Origin of the sequence: Kribbella sp. NPDC051718 (assembly GCF_040681515.1) — a bacterium.
Lineage (GTDB): Bacteria > Actinomycetota > Actinomycetes > Propionibacteriales > Kribbellaceae > Kribbella.
In genome coordinates, this window is record NZ_JBFAYZ010000010.1 from 193,286 (window position 1) to 210,368 (window position 17,083).

Sequence of the window (17,083 nt, forward strand, 5' to 3'; positions counted from 1 at the left end):
GTCACTTGCAGCTCAGCTGGGCTGCGAAGTCCTTCTGCAGCTCGGTCGTCTTGGCCTTGCGCTCGGCGTCGTAGGTGTCAACGTTGGCCTTGGTGACGACGAACGAACCGGAGTCGACGATCACGCCGGGGGTCTTCATCGTGCACTGCTTGGAGCCGAGCAGGGCGAGCAGCCAGCCACCGACGTACGCCTGGCCGACCGGGTTCTGGGTGACCGTCGCGGCCACGCCGCCGGACTTGATCCCGGACAGGATCTTGGCGTCGTCGTCGATCGCCACCACCTTGATCGGCAGCTTGCTGCTGGCCACCCCGTCGGCCGCGGCGACGGCCGGGTTGTAGGCGGTGGTGACGATGCCCTTGATCTCCTTGCCCTTCGAGGCAAGCAGGTCGGCGACCGCCTTCTGCGCGGTCTGCAGGTCCTTGTCGATGTCGGTGATCACCGGGAGCTCGGTCACCTTGCCGTTCGTCTCCGCGATCGCCTTCTTCACGCCGGCGATCCGGCGCTGGGTGTTCGAGTCGACGTTGTTGCCGGTCAGGTGCACGATCGTGCCGGAGCCGCCGATCGCCTCGATCGTCGCCTTGGTCGCCTTGTACGCCGCTGCCTCGACGTCCGTGGACAGGCAGAAGTCGGCCGAGTTGGTGTCACCGGCGGGGCAGGACGCCAGCGAGCCGACCGCGAAGCCCTTCGACTTCAGGTCCTCGAAGGTCGAGTTGATGTCGGTCGGCGACACCCCGAAGATGCCGAACGCGTTGTAGCCCTGGGCGGCCAGCGAGTTGATCACGTTGTTCTGCTTGCCCTGGTCCCACTCGCCGGTTTCGTTGAACGTCACACCACCGAGCTTGAAGTCGGTCTTGTCCAGGTCGGCGGTGGTCTTCCAGGGCTGGAAATAGGGGTGCGCGCCGCCGGGGATGAGGGCAAGCTTGACGCTCGAACCGTCTTTCAGTTCGACCGGGCCGCTCGAAGTACCGGTGGAAGCGTCGTCCCCGGAGGTGCCGGTGGCGTCATTCGAGCTCTTGGTGCTGCAGCCGGTTGCGGCCAGCGCAACGACGGCCAGCCCGACGGCGGTTTTCCGGTAGATCGAGTGGACGGTCATGGGGCTGACTCCTCAAAGATCCTATAGGATATTGCGTAGCTGATGCTGCCGCTTCACACTGGTGGCGTCAAGACTTGTCGTCATAACGACTGTGCACACCGCCGGTCGGGCATGATGGGGCTTCGGGAGGAGCGACTGTGACAGATGCGCATGTGGGTCTGGCGGGGCAGCTCGCCCGGCTGCCTCAACGGCAGGTGCTGAGCGACGACGTCTACGAGACCGTCAAGGGCCTGATCATGGACAGCGTGGTCGAGCCGGGCACCCGGCTGAACATCGACGCGCTGACCCGGGAGCTCGGCATCTCCCAGACCCCGATCCGCGAGTCGCTGGCCCGGCTGGAGTCCGACGGGCTGGTCATCAAGGAGCCGCTTCGGGGGTACAGGGTGTCCTCCCGGTTGACCCGGGAGGAGTTCGAGGACCTGTTCGAGTACCGGCTGCACATCGAGCCCTGGGCGGCCGGGCGAGCCGCTGAGCGGACCGGAGCGGATGACATGGCCCGGCTCAAGGACGAGATGTTGAGCTATACCGACGTACCGGATCGTCCTGACTACGACAGTTACAAGGCGATGGCCGCGCACGACCAGCGGTTCCACGACCTGGTGCTGGAGCTGTCCGGCAACGAGACGGCTCGGCAGTCCTTCGCGCGCACGCACTGTCACCTGCACCTCTTCCGGCTGTACTACGGCGGCGGGATCGCGACCAAGGCGTTGCGCGAGCACAAGACCGTCGTGGCGGCTGTTCGCAAGGGTGACCCGGTTGAGGCCGCGGCGGCGATGAAGGCACATATCGAAGCGTCCCGGGCCCGGTTGCGGCCTGTGTTCGACCAACTCTGACCCCTTTCGTCTTTCGTTTGGAGAGTTCTGTGGAACTGCTGCGCCTCGGCGCGGTCGGCTCGGAGCGCCCGTACGTGCGCGCCACCGACGGCACCGTCTACGACCTGAGCTCCGTCACCGCCGACATCGACGGCGCCTTCCTCGGCTCCGACGGGATCGCCCGGGTGCGGTCTGCTCTGTCTGATGGCTCCCTGCCGGTCGCTTCGGCTGACGGCCTCCGCGTCGGCGCTCCGATCGCCAAGCCGGGAGCGGTCGTCTGCATCGGCCTGAACTACGCGGCCCATGCGGCCGAGTCCGGCGCCGAGCCGCCGAAGAACCCGGTCGTCTTCTACAAACACCCGAACACCGTCGTCGGCCCCAACGACGACATCCTGGTCCCCCGCGGCTCGACGAAGACGGACTGGGAGGTCGAGCTCGCCGTCGTCATCGGCAAGACCGCCCGCTACCTGACCACCGACGAGGAAGCCCTCGCCTGTATCGCCGGCTACACCGTCTCCAACGACGTCTCCGAGCGGGCCCTGCAGCTCGAGGTCTCCGGCGGCCAATGGTCCAAGGGCAAGTCCTGCGAAACCTTCAACCCCCTCGGCCCTTCTCTGGTCCCGGCGGACGAAATCTCCGACCCGCAGGACCTGGGCCTGAAATCCTGGGTCAACGGCGAGATCCGCCAGGACTCCAACACCCGAGACATGATCTTCTCGGTGGCCGCTCTCATCCGAGACCTCTCCCAGTACATGACCCTCGACCCAGGCGACCTCGTCAACACCGGCACCCCAGAAGGCGTAGCCCTCTCCGGCCGCTTCCCGTACCTCTCCGCCGGCGACACCGTCGAATGCGAAATCGAAGGCCTAGGCAAACAATCCCAAACCCTCACCCAAGCCTGACCCCGGAGCTGCGTAGGGGTAATCCCCACGCAGCCTCCGCCGCTCGCTCCAACGTCGCTCCCCGCGTCGACAGCTCCCACCCACCCTGGTACGCGGGCTCCTCCGTCGCCCGCTAGGTGACTACCGATCGCGCCCCTGAAGCCTGACCGCGGGAACCGTCCATCTGCCGCCCGGCCGCGCCATCCGCGCCGACGTCACGCGAAGCTGCCCGGCCGAACCCAGGTCGACGTCGCGCTACGAATCCCCAGACATCTCCTAGACTGGCTCGATCAACACCGACCCCGCTGCTGGCCTCGTGCCACCAAGGGTCGGTTTTCGTTTCTAGGGAACGCATGGCGGCGGCCAAGTACCTGACCGGTCAGCCTTGTCGGAGGGTACTGGCATTGTCGTCTGCATGTTGATTCCGCGGGCGGTTGCTGTAGTCATCGATGGGCGTCGGGCGTTGGTGATCAAGCGGTATCTGCGGCTCGAGGTGGTTGGGGATTGCGTGATGTGTGGAGCCGCCGGGTGGGGTGGTTCGGAGTGTCCGGGGCATCACTACGCGGTGCTGCCCGGTGGGCATGTGGAGAAAGGCGAGAGCGCTGAGGCGGCCGCCTTGCGGGAGTTGGCTGAGGAGACGACGCTTACCGGGCGGATTGATCGGCTGCTGTGGACCGGCGAGCACAACGGGCGGCCGGCGTCTTACTTCTTGGTGGGCGACGTCGTCGGCGTACCGGTGCTGTCAGGCGATGAGGCAGAGGCACACGGGCCGGAGAACAGCTATGAGTTGAGGTGGGCGGGGGCTGACGAGTTCGACCTGCTTGGGCTCTACCCGGTTGATGTCAGGGTGCCGCTGGGTGAGTTGCTGAAGGTGGGCGGGTAGGAGCCTGGGTGTGGGGCACCCAGGAAGACTCGGCCTTCCGCGGTGGGTGGGGTGGGCGTTGACTCGGTGGAAACAGACCGGGGAAGGCTTACTTACTTGAAGATCGTGATTGTTACTGGGGGCAGCCGAGGGATTGGGGCTGCTACTGCTGTTGCTTGTGCGGAGCGGGGTATGGGGGTGGTGCTTACCTACAACAGGAATCCGGAGTCAGCCGAGCGAGTGGTGAAGGAGATTGTTGCGGGCGGCGGTACCGCGGTGGCGTTGAAGTTGGACGTGGCGGTGAGTTCGTCGTTTGGTGGGTTTGTCGACGACGTTCGGGTGGTTTTGCGGGAGACGTGGGGGCGGGACGGCTTCGACTGTCTGGTGAACAACGCCGGGTACGGGCTTTACAACCCGATCGCGACCGTTACGGAGGATGAGTTCGACGGGCTGTTCAATGTGCATCTCAAGGGGCCGTTCTTTCTGACGCAGGCCTTGTTGCCGTTGATGATTGATGGTGGGCAGATCGTCAACATGGTCAGCGCGACCAGCCGGACGGCGATCGTTGGAGTCGCGCCGTACGCAAGTTTCAAGGGTGGGCTGGAAGTGCTCACCCGGTATATGGCCAAGGAGTTCGGCGCGCGTGGGATCAGGGCCAACTCGATTGCGCCCGGGCCGATTCGCACGGAGCTCGGTGGTGGGCTGACTGATGAGTTCGAGGCGTTGCTCGCCTCGCAGACGGCGTTGGGGCGGGTTGGTGAGCCGGAGGAAGTCGGGCGCGTAGTCGCGAGCCTGCTTTCCGAGGAGAACCGTTGGGTCAATGCTCAGTCCATCGAGGTCTCCGGCGGCTTCCTTATCTGAGGAGTAGCAACCAATGCTCGACCACGTTTTCATCTCGGTCAGTGATCTTGATCGCTCGATCGCCTTTTATACAAAGACTTTGGCGCCGCTCGGCATCACGACTCGGGTCGACTACGACGGGGCCGACGGGCCGCCCGGGCATCCGGATCTGAAGGGCTTCGGAGCCAATGGACGGATCTTCTTCTGGCTTCGGTCCGGCGACGTGGACAGTCGTGCTGCGCATATCGGGTTTGTCGCGAACAGTGAGGCGGAGGTGGATGCGGCCTATGCGGCGGCAATCGAAGCGGGGGCCGCAGACAACGGCGTACCGGCTGCACGCGTTTACTACGACCCCCCGCTATTACGCGGCCAATGTGTTAGATCCGGACGGTTACAGTCTCGAGTTCGTCTACAAGAGCTGGCAGCACTGAGGTCAGACGGCCGCGCCGAACCACTTCGACAGTTGGGTTTCCAGGGATTGCTGGTCCTCGCCGATCCAGACGACGTGCCCGTCAGGGCGCAATAGGGCGGCGGGGAAGTCCAGTTCGTCGCTGCTGTCGATCACATGGTCGATCCGGTCGGCCCAGCCGCCGATCGAGAGTTTGCCGGCCTGGTCCAGGAGCAGGCCCCGGCCCTGGTGCATCAGGGCGTACAGGCGGTCGTGTTTGAGGGTCACATCCTTCAAACGGCGGCCGAGGAGATGCGGGCCGTCGCCGAAGTCGTAGCGGATGTCGACCGACATGATCATCTGGGTCAGGTACCGGTTGACCTCGTCGAAGTCCATCAGGTCGGACACCAGGCGGCGTACGGCCTGGCCGGCCGGGTCGTTGGACATCATCACGCCCTGGGCCACGACGTTGTCCAAGACGCTGGCAGCCACCGGGTGCCGCTCGACGTGGTAGCTGTCGAGCAGGCCCTCCGGTGCCCAGCCGTTGACCTCGGCGGCGAGCTTCCAGCCGAGGTTGAACGCGTCCTGGATGCCCAGGTTGAGGCCCTGTCCACCGATCGGCGGGTGGACGTGCGCCGCGTCGCCGGCGAGCAGGACTCGGCCGGTCCGGTACTGCTCCGCGAGCCGCGTGGCATCGGTGAACCGGGACGTCCAGCTCGGCGAGTGCACCCCGAAGTCGGTGCCTGCGGTGGCGATCATCTGCTTGCTGATCTCGTCGATGGTCGGTGGGATCCGCGGATTCTCCGACACCCCCGCGGCCGGTACTACGACGCGGTACATGCCGTCCCCGACCGGCCCCGCGCCGAACCACAGCTCGGTCTTGCGGACCTCGGTCATCACCTCGGTGACGGTCTCCTGCGGTGCAGTCAGCTGTACTTCGGCCAGCAACGCCTCCCGGGTGGCCGGCTGGCCGGGGAACGCGACGCCGAGCAGCTTCCGGACCGTACTGCGGCCGCCATCGCAACCCACGAGGTAGCGCGAGCGGAGTTCGGTACCGTCGGCCAGCTCGACTGTCACGCCGTCGTCGTCCTGGCTCAACCCGGCCAGCTCGGTGCCGCGCCGGACGTCGGCGCCGACCTCACCGGCGTACTCGGTCAGTACCCGATCTGTCACCGGCTGCAGAATGCCGAGCGTGTAGGGGTGGTTGGTGTCGAGCCGCTCGGGCGTCGGCTTGCGGATGCCGGCGAAGAAACCGCCCACCGGGTACTTCGTGCCGAGCGCGAGGAACCGCTCCAGCAAACCGCGCTGGTCCATCACCTCGACCGTGCGCGCGTGCATACCGAGCGAACGGACGACCGGCGACGGCTCCAGCAGCCGCTCCAGGACGACCACCTCCACGCCGTGCAGTCGCAGCTCGGCGGCCAGCATCATGCCGGTCGGTCCGCCACCGGCGATGATCACGTCAATCATTCAAGATCCCCCAAGGTCGCTTTTGCCCTGATTTTGTTCAGGATTCTGGCTACGGCGAGTGATTCTCCAGCACACCCCGGGCCTTGCGGCAAGCCCACCCCTGCGCTATAAATTAGTTGTGGCAAGGAGATGCACTTCTCCTTGCCTATTGTTTTGCCTATGACCTCAGTTGTGCGCACAGTCACCTTCGACGCCCGCGACCCCTACGAACTGGCCGGCTTCTGGCTGAAGGTGCTCCGCGCCGAGCGCCCCGACGACGACCTGCCCGGCGAGCAGTACGCCGCGGTGAACACGCCCGAGGTGAAGCTCCTGTTCGAACAGAACAACGACGAGAAGGCAGCCAAGAACCGCCTCCACCTCGACCTCGTCCCCGACGGCCCCCGCGACGCCGAAGTCGAATGGCTCCTCACCCTCGGCGCCACCATCGCGGCAGACTTCCGAGAGCCCGACGGTACCGGCTGGGTCGTCATGCACGACCCAGAACTCAACGAATTCTGCGTACTCCGAAGCGCTGCCGAACGCGAAGCCACCAGCTGACCGCGGACAAGCCCCCCACGCAGCCTCCGCCCGCTCGCTCCTGCGTCGCTCCCAGCGCCGACCGCTCCCACCCACCCTGGTACGCGGGCTCCTGATGGGGTTGATGCCGGTTGTCGACATACACCCGGTACTCACCTGCAGGGCGTGCTCCTGCCGGGCGGCACGGCCCTGACGGTGGTGCGCAAGCGGCGCGGGTTCCGTGCGGGCGCCTGACCCACAGCAGTCGAGCCACCGGGTCAGCCTGCTGGAGGCTGGCCCGGGGCTCGATGGGTTGTGGGGTCAGGACGGGTCGCCGTACTGCAGACCGCGTCCGTTGGTGCCGATGTAGACGCGGCCGTAAGTGTCGGGGTCACCGGTGACGACGCCGACTCCGCCGATGCTGCCCCACTGGTGGGCGTCGTCGTTGATGCGGACCCAGGTGCCGCCCGTGTCGGTGGAGCGGAAGACTCCGGTGACGTTCTTGACGGTGCCGATCAGGTACAGAGCCTGGTAGTCGGCGCCCGGCGCGGCCTTGCCGAAGCCGAGGGCGGAGGCGGACTGCACCGAGGTGAGCGCGGTGAAGCTGCGGCCCCCGTCGGTGGAGTGCAGCAGACCCTTGCCTCCGCCGGAGATCCACAGGTCTCCTGCGATGCCGGGGACGGCCGTGAGCCGGCCGGCAGGCTGGTTGCCTGCCCGGGCGGTGAAGGTCGCGCCGTCCGTGCTTGCGTAGAGCGTGCCGCCGGACAGCGAGTAGAAAGTCCTGGCCGACGAGCGGTCGGCGACGACCTCGGCGTCGGTGCCCAGGCCGCCGACCTTCGACCAGGTGGACCCCAGGTCGGTCGAGCGGTACGGGGCCTGGCCGGCCTCCGTCCAGACGATGGTGGAGCCGTCAGCCGAGAGCGCGACATGGCAGCTCTCGGAGCTGCCCACCGGCTCTGCCTTGATGCCGTTCCAGCTGCTGCCGCCGTCAGTGGAGTAGGCGCCGTCCTGCGCGCCGCCACGGCCGACACGGACCATCACCGAGGGCTTGGCCTGGGCGAAGTCGATGTCGGTACTGCTGCTCATTAGCGGGTTCGTCAGCCGCCCGGACGGGATTGTGGTCAAGGAGGGGTCGTACCGGAAGCCGCCCTGGTCGCCCATGGAGGTGATGAGGGTGGCGCCGCCGGGCGGGGCGATCGCGTCCGCCAGCGCGGTCTCCTCGAGACCGCGGGCCCCCGAGGCCCAGTGGCTGGTGCTGCCGCTGTCGTTGGCGGTGACGTCCTTGCTGCGCCAGATGCCGTTGCCGGTGCCGTACAGCACATGCCCGGAGTTGAAGGGATCGATGGCCAGGGCGGTCATCCAGTGCCCGATGCCGGTACCGACGTAAGGGGCGCCGGAGGCGTCGCGCACCGACTTGTCGGCCAGTGCCTTCCACGTCGAGCCGCCGTCGGTGGTCCGGTAGACCTCGTCCTCGGGCCACCAGCGGTCGAGGGTGGTGACCATCACCGTGGACGGCTTCTGCGGGTCGACGGCCAGACCGGAGAACCCGTAACTGCCCTGGGACGGTGAAACGTTCTTCCACGCGCCATCGGCCGGCGTGTACTTCCACACCGAGCCTCCCGTCACGCCATTGGGCCCAAGGGCATTGGTGTACGTCAGGTACAGCGAGCCGTCGCCGGAGATGACGCCGTGCTGCGGCAGCTGGCCGGTCGGCTGCCCGGAGACGGCGTACCAGGTGCTGCCGCCGTCGCTGGAGCGGTACAGGGAGGTGGCCTTGTCACCGACGCCGACGTAGACGGTGTTGCTGCCGGCCGGGCCGTACGTTACGAAAGAGATGCCGCCGCCGCTGCTCGCCCCGTCCTTGACGGGGAACGACGAGACCTGGCTCCAGGTGACGCCGTAGTCGGTGCTGCGCCACAGGCCGTTCTTACGAGTGCCGAGGAGCAGGGAGCTGGGGTGCGCAGGGTCGATCACGAGCCGCTCGCCCGCGCCGCGGCCGTCCTCGTTGCTTCCCAACTTGAAGGGCAGGCTGGTGCGCTGGAAGGTGCGGCCGCGGTCGGTGGAGCGCAGGATCTCGCCGTTGCCCGCCCAGTCGTTGGTGTACGTACCCGCCCCCAGGTAGAGCCGGTTGGGGTCTACGGGGTCGGTGGCCAGCGAATCGATGCCCAGCAGGTTCCAGTCCTTCTCGCCGACCCAGTCGGTCAGCGGGATCCACTGCTCGGCCGCGGTGTCCCAGCGGTAGGCGCCGCCCATGTCGGTGCGCGCGTACAGCAGGCCGTTCTCGCGCGGGTTGAACACCAGACCGGTGACGTAACCGCCGCCCACCACCTGGGCGTTCTTCCACACGTACGGTCCGGAACCGGGCGTCTGGGGCTGGTCCGACTTCACCAGCTTCCATTGCTGATTGGTGCCGCCCGTACCGGGAAACTGGATGACTGCCGCGCCCTGGGCGGTGGAGCTTCCGGAGACGTCCAGGAGCTGGCCGCTCTTGCGAGAGGTGAACGTGACGGCGTCGGAACCGCTCACCTCGCCGATCTTCCACTCCTGGGCCGTGGAGGAGCTGTCGGTCTGCTGCTCGGCGGCGGCCGCCTTGACGGTCGAGCTGCCCGCTATGCCAAGCACCTTGCCGCTGTTGCGGTTCACCAGCTCGTAGTAGCCGTCCCCGGTGGACCTCAGCTTCCACTGCTGGTTGGCGGTGTGCTGGTCGGTCCACTGCTGGATACGGGTGCCGTCGGCGGTGGAGAAGCCGTTGACGTCGAGCACCTTGCCACTGCGCACGGAAACCAGCTGGTAGTAGGCGCTGCCGTCGATCGTCGCGGCCTGCGAGTCGTCCTGCGCGAATAGGAGGCACGGCACGACGATGGCGGGCACGCCGACCAGCAGACCGGCGGCGGTCCAGCGGCGGCCGCGACGCCCGCGGTGCGTGGGGTTGTCCATTGAGGGGTGTACTCCTTGCAGGTCATTCACCGGAGGAAGGCGGATCCAGGCACGGAGGGGCCTGATCCGCCTCCTAGTTGTCACAGGCACCGCAAAAGGTTGCCGCGGGCCGGGATCTCTTTCAGGTCCACCAAAATCCGACACGAGCCGCGAACGTAGAGCCACCGCCACGGCCACGAAGGCGCGACGCCCGTACTGTTCCTCGATGGCGAGGAGGAGCCGCGGCAGGCGGAGCTGACGAAACTGCGCATTCAGTCGCTCAGCGGAACAGTCGTATCCGCCGAAGAGTCCGACGCCCATCGGTGGCTTCAGGCAATCACCTGCGGCCCGGCCGCTCAGTACCCCGACGAGCGAGTCCGCCTGCCGAGACCGCCTTTGCGCTGGCGACGCAGGAGCCTGCGAAGCCTGGGGTGGGCGGGAGCGCCCGCGGAGAGAGCGACGCAGGAGCGAGTGGGCGGGCGCGTGGGGATAGCTAAACCGTCGACGGGGTTTGGCCGGTGAAGGTTATTCGCCAGTCGGTGGTCCAGGCGTGGACCGTTAGGTCGAAGCCGTTGTGGTGGGCGGCTAGGCGGTGGTGGCCGTCTTCTGGTGGGGCGATTTCGGTTTGCCAGCCTCGGGCTTGGAGGGCGGCGGAGGCGGCGGCTACTGCCCAGGCTGGGTCGATTGAGGTTGGGTTGCCGGTTTCTACCGTCACGCTGGAGACGGTGGCGGGGGCGCGGCCGTCGAAGAGGGCGCCGGGGTTTACCGGCCCTGGGTCGTGGGTGATGACCGGCTGCTGGGTCGGTACGACGATTGCTGCGACCGCCAGTAGTTCTTCGCGGAGGAATTCTCGGGCATCCGTCATCGCTGCGGCCCCTCGGGTCGTCGGGACTGCACAGAGCCAGTCGGGACACGCGCGCCGTCGGCGGCCTGGCCGGAGGTAGCCCTGCGGGCAGTTTCGCGGGAGGGTTTGGTGACTGCCACGACACCGTCATACACCTTCGCGGCTGCTCCGGAGAGGCCCCGGAGACCCGGGCCCCAGGCGAGTCGCGTCTCCTGCATCGGGGTGGTGTCGGTGCGCGAGATGTGCGCCAGATCCCCGCGTACCACCCGCCCGACGTTCCGCAGCGATTCGCTGTTCGTGCGGTAGTACTCGTTGTGCCAGTGCACGGAGACCGCCTCATCAGAAGCAACAGGATCGGCTGTCGCCATCCGGATCGAGTCCGGGAAGTCGGCCGGATCAGGGCCGTGCCATTGGGTGTAGGCGACGTAGTCGCCGGGCGCGCGTTCGACGTACAGGCGCGTGGGCGGTGCGACCAGGTCCGTTGCCTGGTCGACGTGTTTGTCGATTCCGGGGCTGCCGGTCATGACGACCCGGTCCGGGTGCGCGCCGTTCAGCAGGGCCTGCCCGACGACCTCCGTACCGTAGCTGTGACCGACCATCGTGACCTTTGCCGAAGGCAACTTCACCGCATCCAGCTCGTCGACGAAGGAAGCCAGGCGAGGCGCGGCCTCCAGCGCGGGCGCTTTGCTCATCGCGGCGGGGATCCCCTGCGGCGAGTCGTAGTCGAGCCACACGATCACCGCCGTACCAGGGCCGGCCTCATGCCGGATCGCCTCACCACGATCCGCCTGCCCGCCGAAGGTCTCCAGCGAGTTGCCCATCCCAGGCACCAGCAAGGCGACGTTGCGCGCCGACTCGAGATCGCCCAGCACTTCGACAGCGCGACCCTGCCCCGATGGGTCGACCGACCAGAACCGGCGGTACCGCTGCACCGGTACGACGTTGCCCGAGGCATCGACCTCGGCGGTCAGTACCGGCCTGAGCAGATCGTTGACCGTATCTAGCCGGGTACGGTCCTGCTTGCTCGCGGTATCCGCGTCGACCGCCGCCTGCAGCCGGTCACGCGCAGCGACCAGCAGCGAATGGTTCGCCTCGAACCGTGCCTCGAGCTCGTTCGCCATCCAGCAACTCCCCGTCAGTCACCAAAGTCCCACGCAGTGTGGCACCCGCAAACCCTGACGGGAAGAGCTGACCTAACCGAAGGTAAGTGACCAGCTACCGGCGTGAGCCGACAAACGCACGACCGACAGCGGCCGTACGTCGACATGCCGCAGCGACTCAGCAGGCGCGTCGAGCACGTACAGCACGATCGCCCGCACCACCGCCGGATGCACCACCGCAGCCACCGTACGCCGATCCGCCGCACCCCGTCGGCCGTTGTCCACAGCCCCGTTCGGCCCGTCGGCGGAGCCGTCGCCAGGCGAGCGCCCGTCAACGGAGCCGTCCCAGGAGCCCTCGGCGGATCCGCCGGCCAGATCGCCGAGCCAGTCGGCCACTCGGGTGATCACGTCGTTCTCCGACTCGCCGCCGGGCGGAGCAGTGTGCGGGCGTTCAAGCCAGGTCGCCACCGCACCCGGCGAAGCCTCGAGCAACTCCTCCAGCTCGCGCCCGGTCCAGTCGCCGTACTCCCGGTCCCGCAGCGCCTGTACCACCACTGGCGACAGCCCAAGCGCCGACGCCGTAGCCAACGCGGCAATCTCCGGTCCGGCGTACACCTCATCTGCGACGATCTTCAGCTCGCGCGCCGCCTCGACCCCGGCAGGATCGGGTGCGGCGTCACCGCCGAGGACCAGGCCCCGGAGGGCGGGAGTCAGCGCGTGCGCGACCAGCGTCAGAGACGTCAAGCGGCAACCACCTCAGAGTCGACCTTCGCCGTACGACGGTCGATCGCCGCCGCGTAGCCGAGCCCGAGGAGCAGCCAGAGCGTGGTCTGGGTGCCCAGCGAGGCCAGCCGGAACTTCCAGAGCAGCGTAGCGGGGAACGTCTCCGGAACCTCGTTGATCGACGGCAGCAGCAAGTACGCGGCGACCACAGTGGCCAGGAAGGCGGCTCCGCCGACAGCCAGCCGGATCCACGGCGCCGTACCGAAGCGGGCCGACCAGCGCGACGCGGCGACGCCGGCCCAGACGGCGAGCAGGCCGATCACCAGGGTCAACAGGTAGGTGATCGTCCGCTTGGTGATCGTGTCGGGGTCACCGACCGCGGGCGGGTTCGGCGGGTACTTGAAGAACGGGATCAGCACGATCCCGACGTACCCGGCGGCGGCCAGCCCCAGGGCGGCGTACGAGTCGCTGGTGGTCCGCAGGCGGCGGCGCAGCAGCGTGAAGCCGACGGCGAAGATGCCGCCCAGCGCCACGCCGTACAGCGAGGTGGCGAGGAACAGCCCGGCTCGCTGGCCGTCGCGGCTGACGAGGGGCTTCTCCTCGGCCTCGTGGCTGTGCTCGGCGGTGGAGCCGTCGTCGTGGCTGTGCGCGGCCGCGTTGGCCTCTTCGATCGCGATCGCGGCGTCGACATGGGGCTCGCCCATCACGTACGCGAAGGTTCCGGCCAGCAGGCCGGCGAAGAGTCCGACGATCAGTCCGCGCACCAGGAGGGATCCGAAGGTGCGCATGGCAGTCCTGTCGTTCAGAAGGGTGGTACTACGGCAGGACTCAGTGGCACGGGACGCCGAGCAGGTGCCGGCCGTCGTGCATCAGCTCGTGCAGGTACATGCCGGAGCGCGACAGCGCACCCTGGTCGAAGCCGACGAGGTAGGCGAGCATCAGCGCCAGTACGACGGTGACGAGAGCGATCGCGAGCAGCCGGGGCGAGATCGCCGGGACTGCGACTGAGCGAGCAGGCGTGGTTGCCGACATCGGAGACCTCCTAGGGAAGTGCGCGTCCCTAATCGAAAGGCTGCTGGTGCCTGAGCGTCCTGACTCACGAGCAAGCTCGTTCACAGTGGCGCGGCCGTACCGGTCTCTCACCGGTTTCCCTCATGGCACCGCAGGTTGTCCCTCGAAAGGTAGTCGCCCGCTTCCACCGCGGTCAACGCACTGACCACGCCCAGGTGGGAAAGATCACCCGTACGCCGGACCCGCCCGCTCACCTACTCTCGATCCATGCCATCCGCTCATCACCTGGTCGCCTTCGCGATCACCGCGTTCATCATCATCGTCGTGCCCGGGCCGAGTGTGCTGTTCATCGTCGGCCGTGCGCTCACCGTCGGCCGGCGGGAAGCGGTGCTGACCATGCTCGGGAACACCGTCGGCGCCGCGGTGATGCTGGTTGCCGTCTCGCTCGGGCTCGGGGCGCTGATCGCCGCCAGCGCGATCGCGCTCACGATCGTGAAGCTGGCGGGAGCGGCGTACCTGGTCTATCTCGGCGTGCATGCCTTCCGCACCCGCAAGTCGCTGGCCGAGGCGCTGGCCAGCGGCGTCAAGCCGGGGAGCGCTCGCCGGGCGCTGCGCCAGGGGTTCCTGGTCGGCGTGACGAACGCCAAGACGGCGGTGTTCTTCGCGGCCGTACTACCGCAGTTCGTCGACAAGAACGCGGGCAGCCCGGCGTCGTTGCAGATCCTGCTCCTCGGCCTGATCTTCATCCTGATCGCGCTCTGCTCGGACAGCCTCTGGGCACTGGTCGCCGGCACGGCCCGCGAGTGGTTCGCCCGCTCACCCCGCCGGCTCGAACTGGTCGGCGGCACCGGCGGCCTGATGATCATCGGCCTCGGCGCCAGCATCGCAGTTACGGGAGCAAAGGATTAGCTGTACGCCGGCCAGCCACGACCCCGAGCAGAGCTAGGAGGGCGGGGAGGCCGAAGGCGGTTAGGTAGGCGGTGGTGGGTGAGTGGGGGTAGATGGCGGCGAAGAGGGTGCCGCCGATGGCGAGGACGGTGGCGGTGGCCAGGGCGTCGCTGAGTTGGAGGGCTGAGCTGTTCGAGCCTTGTTCCTCGCGGGTGGAGTACTCGAGGATCAGGACCGAGACGGTCGGGAAGACGGTGCCCATGCCGAGGCCGGTCAGGCCCCAGCCGAGGATGCCGACGATGACCGGGACGTGTGGGTTGAGTGTGAGGGTTGCGGTCACGATGCCGAGGACGATCGAGACCATGCCGGCCTGCAGGAACACCGAGTGCGAGAACGGCTGCACCGGGCGGCCCCGGTACCACGACGCCGCCGTCCAGGAGAGCGCGCTGACCGTCAGTACCAGCCCGGCGAACGCGGGCGACAACCCCCGCTCGCGGGTCAACATCAGCGGCAGGAACACCTCAGCCCCGAACCCAGCAGCCGCCACGAGACCGCGCAACGCGATGACCGCGGGCAGCCCGGACGAGATCCGGAACGTTCCCTTGGGCAACAACTTCGGCGCGAAGACCGCGACACCGGCCAGCCCCAGCGCAACCAGCACCGGCTGAAGCAGCCCACTCTGCTGACCGCCGTAGCTCAAAACCCCGACTCCGACAGCGGCCGCGACCGCCCACAGCGCCCGCCGATCCCACAGCGAGCCCGCCTTCGCGATCGACCCCGAGTTGGCGCCGGCCAGCCCAGGCCGCATCACGAGCACCGCCGGAACAGCCAGCGCCGGTACTGCGAGGAACACGATCCGCCAGCTCGCATGCTCGACAATCAGCCCGGCGATCGCCGGCCCGACCAGCGACGGTACGACCCAGCCGGTGGCGAAGGCGGCGAAGATCCGGGCCCGGAGCTCCGGCGGGTACAGGTGTCCGACGACGACGTACAGGGCGACCGTGACCAGACCGCCGCCGAAACCCTGGATGATGCGGCCGGCAACCAGTACCTCCATCGTCGGCGCGGCGCCGGCGATGATCAGCCCGAGCAGGAACCAGCCGGTGCCGTACCAGAGCGGCCGGATCGGCCCTTTCAGATCACTCCAGGTGCCCGACACGACCATCGCGACCACGCTCGACGCGAGCGGTCCGCCGAACGCGAGCGCGTACAGCGCCAGCCCGTCGAGCGCCTGCGCGACGGTCGGCATCGCGGTGGTGACGGCGAGGTTCTCGAACGCGATCAGGGTGATCAGCGCGACCATCCCGATCGTCAGCGCCCGGTACTGCGGCGCCAGCACGCCGGCGGCTCGGGGCTTGATCGCGGTGTCGGCCGGCTGGTCGGCGGTTGTCGTCATGCCGAGCAGCCTCTGATATCAAGTGCACTTGAAGTCAACGCGCCGACTTCAAGTGCACTTGACGGGGTTCAGAGAACGGCGGCGAGGACGAGCGCGATGATCGGCGGACCGGCCTGCAGCGCGGCCGAGCGAGCCATCCGGCGGTCCGAGGCGATCAGCACGATGCCGGCGCCGGCCATGCAGGCGCAGGCGAACAGCGCGATCGCGTGCCCCTTGTCGCCACCGGCGATGAGTCCGCCGATCGCGCCGAGGGCGAGGAACAGGTTGTAGAAGCCCTGGTTGAAGGCCCACGGCCTGGCGATCGTTGCCTCGGCCTCGTTCGGGATCAGGAACCGCTTGTACGTGCTCGGCTTCATGAAGAGCAGGCTCTCCATCGCGAAGACGGCAAGGTGGAAGGCACCGGCGAGGGCGACGAAGATCTGCGCGATCGTGTTCACTCGCGAACGGTACCGCGAGTCACGAAGGCGCGAGCGGGATTGTCGACGAACAATTGAGTAGCGATTTCTTCGCCGAAGGTGCGGATCAGGCGGGGGCGGAGGCCGGTCAGCAGGTAGGGGATGCCGGGGCCTTCGCCGGTGGCGGCCCGGGCTCGGGCGGTGGTCGTGTCGCCGCCGAGTAGCAGCCGGTCGGCGTATCCGGCGTCGATCAGCGCGGCGAGGCAGTCGAAGAGGCGTGGATCGGTCGCGTTGTTGGCTCGCGACGGGCCGTCGAAGGCGAGGAACGGTCCGCGGGCGGCCAGTTCGAGGTGGAAGCGGTGGTCAGGGAAGCGGTTCAGATGCCCGAGGATCACGCTCTCCGGCGCGACGCCGGACTTGTCGACGAGCAGATCCAGTACTACGTCCGCCGCGCTCCCCAACTCATGATGGATCGCGATCGGCGCCCCCGTCGCATGCTGCGCCTCGGCGGCGGCGATCATCACCACCCGCGCGTGCTCGTCGAGAACGTGGAATCCACTCGCGACCTTGATCAGCCCAGCCCTGACTCCGCTGTCGCCGATCCCCTCGGTCAACTCCCGGACGAAGATCTCCGCCAGCCGCGGCCGCACCTCGTCCACCAGCCCGGCGGGGTAGTGCTCAGCCCGGTGCAGCCCGGTCGCCGCAATGAGGTGAATCCCTGTATCAGCAGAGATCTTGGCCAGATCAGCCGCTCGGCGATTGAGCCCGTACGGCGTCCACTGCACGATCGCCTGGCCACCCGCAGCCTTGAAGTCCCTGACCTCAGCAGCCGCCCCGTCGGCATCATCCAACTCCTGCCCCGCCAGCAACGCACTCCGGAAGAACAGATGATCGTGCGAGTCGGTAACCCCAAGCTCCCCAGCCGGCAGCTCCCCCAACACCGTCCTGACCTTCACACCCGTCCTCCCC

Annotated in this window: 18 protein-coding genes and 1 riboswitch; of the genes, 7 read left to right on the top strand and 11 right to left on the bottom strand. The window is 67.7% G+C overall.

Annotated features, from left to right (window positions below; genetic code table 11):
• Position 1: 1 nt before the first annotated feature.
• On the bottom strand, positions 2–1,093 hold the full coding sequence (locus AB0M15_RS32310) for a substrate-binding domain-containing protein (RefSeq protein WP_363826594.1): 1,092 nt from the start codon (positions 1,091–1,093) through the stop codon (positions 2–4).
• Between the two features lie 137 nt (positions 1,094–1,230).
• Between AB0M15_RS32310 and AB0M15_RS32315 the strand changes: the two genes are divergently transcribed.
• The 5 genes from AB0M15_RS32315 to AB0M15_RS32335 all read left to right on the top strand — a co-directional run bounded on the left by AB0M15_RS32315 (position 1,231) and on the right by AB0M15_RS32335 (position 5,014).
• On the top strand, positions 1,231–1,926 hold the full coding sequence (locus tag AB0M15_RS32315; protein ID WP_363826597.1) for a GntR family transcriptional regulator: 696 nt from the start codon (positions 1,231–1,233) through the stop codon (positions 1,924–1,926).
• Between the two features lie 29 nt (positions 1,927–1,955).
• Complete coding sequence (locus tag AB0M15_RS32320) at positions 1,956–2,807, top strand: fumarylacetoacetate hydrolase family protein (protein WP_363826600.1); 852 nt, start codon at positions 1,956–1,958, stop codon at positions 2,805–2,807.
• Positions 2,808–3,201: 394 nt separating this feature from the next.
• Positions 3,202–3,669, top strand: a complete 468-nt coding sequence (locus tag AB0M15_RS32325) for an NUDIX domain-containing protein (RefSeq protein ID WP_363826603.1) — start codon at positions 3,202–3,204, stop codon at positions 3,667–3,669.
• Positions 3,670–3,720: 51 nt separating this feature from the next.
• Positions 3,721–4,509, top strand: coding sequence for an SDR family oxidoreductase (locus tag AB0M15_RS32330; RefSeq protein ID WP_363826606.1), 789 nt, complete (start codon positions 3,721–3,723; stop codon positions 4,507–4,509).
• A 13-nt stretch (positions 4,510–4,522) separates the two neighbouring features.
• Positions 4,523–5,014: a VOC family protein gene (locus tag AB0M15_RS32335; protein WP_363826609.1), complete on the top strand. Its 492-nt coding sequence runs from the start codon at positions 4,523–4,525 to the stop codon at positions 5,012–5,014.
• Here the strand turns inward: AB0M15_RS32335 and rox are convergent.
• A complete protein-coding gene (rox, locus tag AB0M15_RS32340; RefSeq protein WP_363826612.1) occupies positions 4,922–6,346 on the bottom strand; it encodes a rifampin monooxygenase in 1,425 nt (474 codons plus the stop codon). The genes AB0M15_RS32335 and rox overlap by 93 nt on opposite strands.
• Before the next feature lie 159 nt (positions 6,347–6,505).
• On the opposite strand from rox, the gene AB0M15_RS32345 reads away from it, so the two are divergent.
• A complete protein-coding gene (locus tag AB0M15_RS32345; RefSeq protein ID WP_363826615.1) occupies positions 6,506–6,883 on the top strand; it encodes a VOC family protein in 378 nt (125 codons plus the stop codon).
• Between the two features lie 279 nt (positions 6,884–7,162).
• On the opposite strand, the gene AB0M15_RS32350 is transcribed toward AB0M15_RS32345, so the two are convergent.
• From AB0M15_RS32350 to AB0M15_RS32375, 6 genes are all read right to left on the bottom strand, one after another.
• Entirely contained in the window at positions 7,163–9,778 is a 2,616-nt protein-coding gene (locus tag AB0M15_RS32350) for an RICIN domain-containing protein (protein WP_363826618.1), read from the bottom strand.
• A 472-nt stretch (positions 9,779–10,250) separates the two neighbouring features.
• Positions 10,251–10,622 carry a hypothetical protein gene (locus tag AB0M15_RS32355; RefSeq protein WP_363826621.1) on the bottom strand — a complete coding sequence of 124 codons (372 nt, stop codon included), beginning with the start codon at positions 10,620–10,622 and terminating at the stop codon, positions 10,251–10,253.
• Positions 10,619–11,722: an alpha/beta hydrolase gene (locus AB0M15_RS32360; protein WP_363826626.1), complete on the bottom strand. Its 1,104-nt coding sequence runs from the start codon at positions 11,720–11,722 to the stop codon at positions 10,619–10,621. The genes AB0M15_RS32355 and AB0M15_RS32360 overlap by 4 nt, the downstream gene beginning before the upstream one ends.
• Before the next feature lie 72 nt (positions 11,723–11,794).
• Positions 11,795–12,445, bottom strand: coding sequence for a histidine phosphatase family protein (locus AB0M15_RS32365; RefSeq protein ID WP_363826629.1), 651 nt, complete (start codon positions 12,443–12,445; stop codon positions 11,795–11,797).
• Positions 12,442–13,212 carry a CbtA family protein gene (locus AB0M15_RS32370; RefSeq protein ID WP_363826632.1) on the bottom strand — a complete coding sequence of 257 codons (771 nt, stop codon included), beginning with the start codon at positions 13,210–13,212 and terminating at the stop codon, positions 12,442–12,444. Before AB0M15_RS32370 ends, AB0M15_RS32365 begins: the two co-directional genes overlap by 4 nt.
• Positions 13,213–13,252: 40 nt before the next feature.
• The gene (locus tag AB0M15_RS32375; RefSeq protein WP_328331054.1) at positions 13,253–13,456 is read right to left on the bottom strand and encodes a CbtB domain-containing protein; all 204 of its coding nucleotides are present in this window, start codon (positions 13,454–13,456) and stop codon (positions 13,253–13,255) included.
• Between the two features lie 54 nt (positions 13,457–13,510).
• A riboswitch (cobalamin riboswitch) is annotated at positions 13,511–13,575 on the bottom strand.
• Between the two features lie 127 nt (positions 13,576–13,702).
• On the opposite strand from AB0M15_RS32375, the gene AB0M15_RS32380 reads away from it, so the two are divergent.
• Positions 13,703–14,344, top strand: a complete 642-nt coding sequence (locus AB0M15_RS32380) for a LysE family translocator (protein WP_363826637.1) — start codon at positions 13,703–13,705, stop codon at positions 14,342–14,344.
• Here the strand turns inward: AB0M15_RS32380 and AB0M15_RS32385 are convergent.
• From AB0M15_RS32385 to AB0M15_RS32395, 3 genes are all read right to left on the bottom strand, one after another.
• Entirely contained in the window at positions 14,325–15,719 is a 1,395-nt protein-coding gene (locus AB0M15_RS32385) for an MFS transporter (RefSeq protein WP_363826640.1), read from the bottom strand. The two genes, AB0M15_RS32380 and AB0M15_RS32385, sit on opposite strands and share 20 nt — an antisense overlap.
• A 68-nt stretch (positions 15,720–15,787) precedes the next feature.
• Positions 15,788–16,156: a DUF1304 domain-containing protein gene (locus tag AB0M15_RS32390; protein ID WP_363826643.1), complete on the bottom strand. Its 369-nt coding sequence runs from the start codon at positions 16,154–16,156 to the stop codon at positions 15,788–15,790.
• A complete protein-coding gene (locus AB0M15_RS32395) occupies positions 16,153–17,070 on the bottom strand; it encodes a hypothetical protein (RefSeq protein WP_363826646.1) in 918 nt (305 codons plus the stop codon). The genes AB0M15_RS32390 and AB0M15_RS32395 overlap by 4 nt, the downstream gene beginning before the upstream one ends.
• Positions 17,071–17,083: the final 13 nt, after the last annotated feature.

Bases quoted from the DNA above. Each gene is read 5' to 3' on its own strand.
- AB0M15_RS32310 (WP_363826594.1), bottom strand. From the start codon at position 1,093: ATGACCGTCCACTCGATCTACCGGAAAACCGCCGTCGGGCTGGCCGTC.
- AB0M15_RS32325 (WP_363826603.1), top strand. From the start codon at position 3,202: ATGTTGATTCCGCGGGCGGTTGCTGTAGTCATCGATGGGCGTCGGGCG.
- AB0M15_RS32335 (WP_363826609.1), top strand. From the start codon at position 4,523: ATGCTCGACCACGTTTTCATCTCGGTCAGTGATCTTGATCGCTCGATC.
- rox (WP_363826612.1), bottom strand. From the start codon at position 6,346: ATGATTGACGTGATCATCGCCGGTGGCGGACCGACCGGCATGATGCTG.
- AB0M15_RS32345 (WP_363826615.1), top strand. From the start codon at position 6,506: ATGACCTCAGTTGTGCGCACAGTCACCTTCGACGCCCGCGACCCCTAC.
- AB0M15_RS32350 (WP_363826618.1), bottom strand. From the start codon at position 9,778: ATGGACAACCCCACGCACCGCGGGCGTCGCGGCCGCCGCTGGACCGCC.
- AB0M15_RS32355 (WP_363826621.1), bottom strand. From the start codon at position 10,622: ATGACGGATGCCCGAGAATTCCTCCGCGAAGAACTACTGGCGGTCGCA.
- AB0M15_RS32360 (WP_363826626.1), bottom strand. From the start codon at position 11,722: ATGGCGAACGAGCTCGAGGCACGGTTCGAGGCGAACCATTCGCTGCTG.
- AB0M15_RS32370 (WP_363826632.1), bottom strand. From the start codon at position 13,212: ATGCGCACCTTCGGATCCCTCCTGGTGCGCGGACTGATCGTCGGACTC.
- AB0M15_RS32375 (WP_328331054.1), bottom strand. From the start codon at position 13,456: ATGTCGGCAACCACGCCTGCTCGCTCAGTCGCAGTCCCGGCGATCTCG.
- AB0M15_RS32380 (WP_363826637.1), top strand. From the start codon at position 13,703: ATGCCATCCGCTCATCACCTGGTCGCCTTCGCGATCACCGCGTTCATC.
- AB0M15_RS32385 (WP_363826640.1), bottom strand. From the start codon at position 15,719: ATGACGACAACCGCCGACCAGCCGGCCGACACCGCGATCAAGCCCCGA.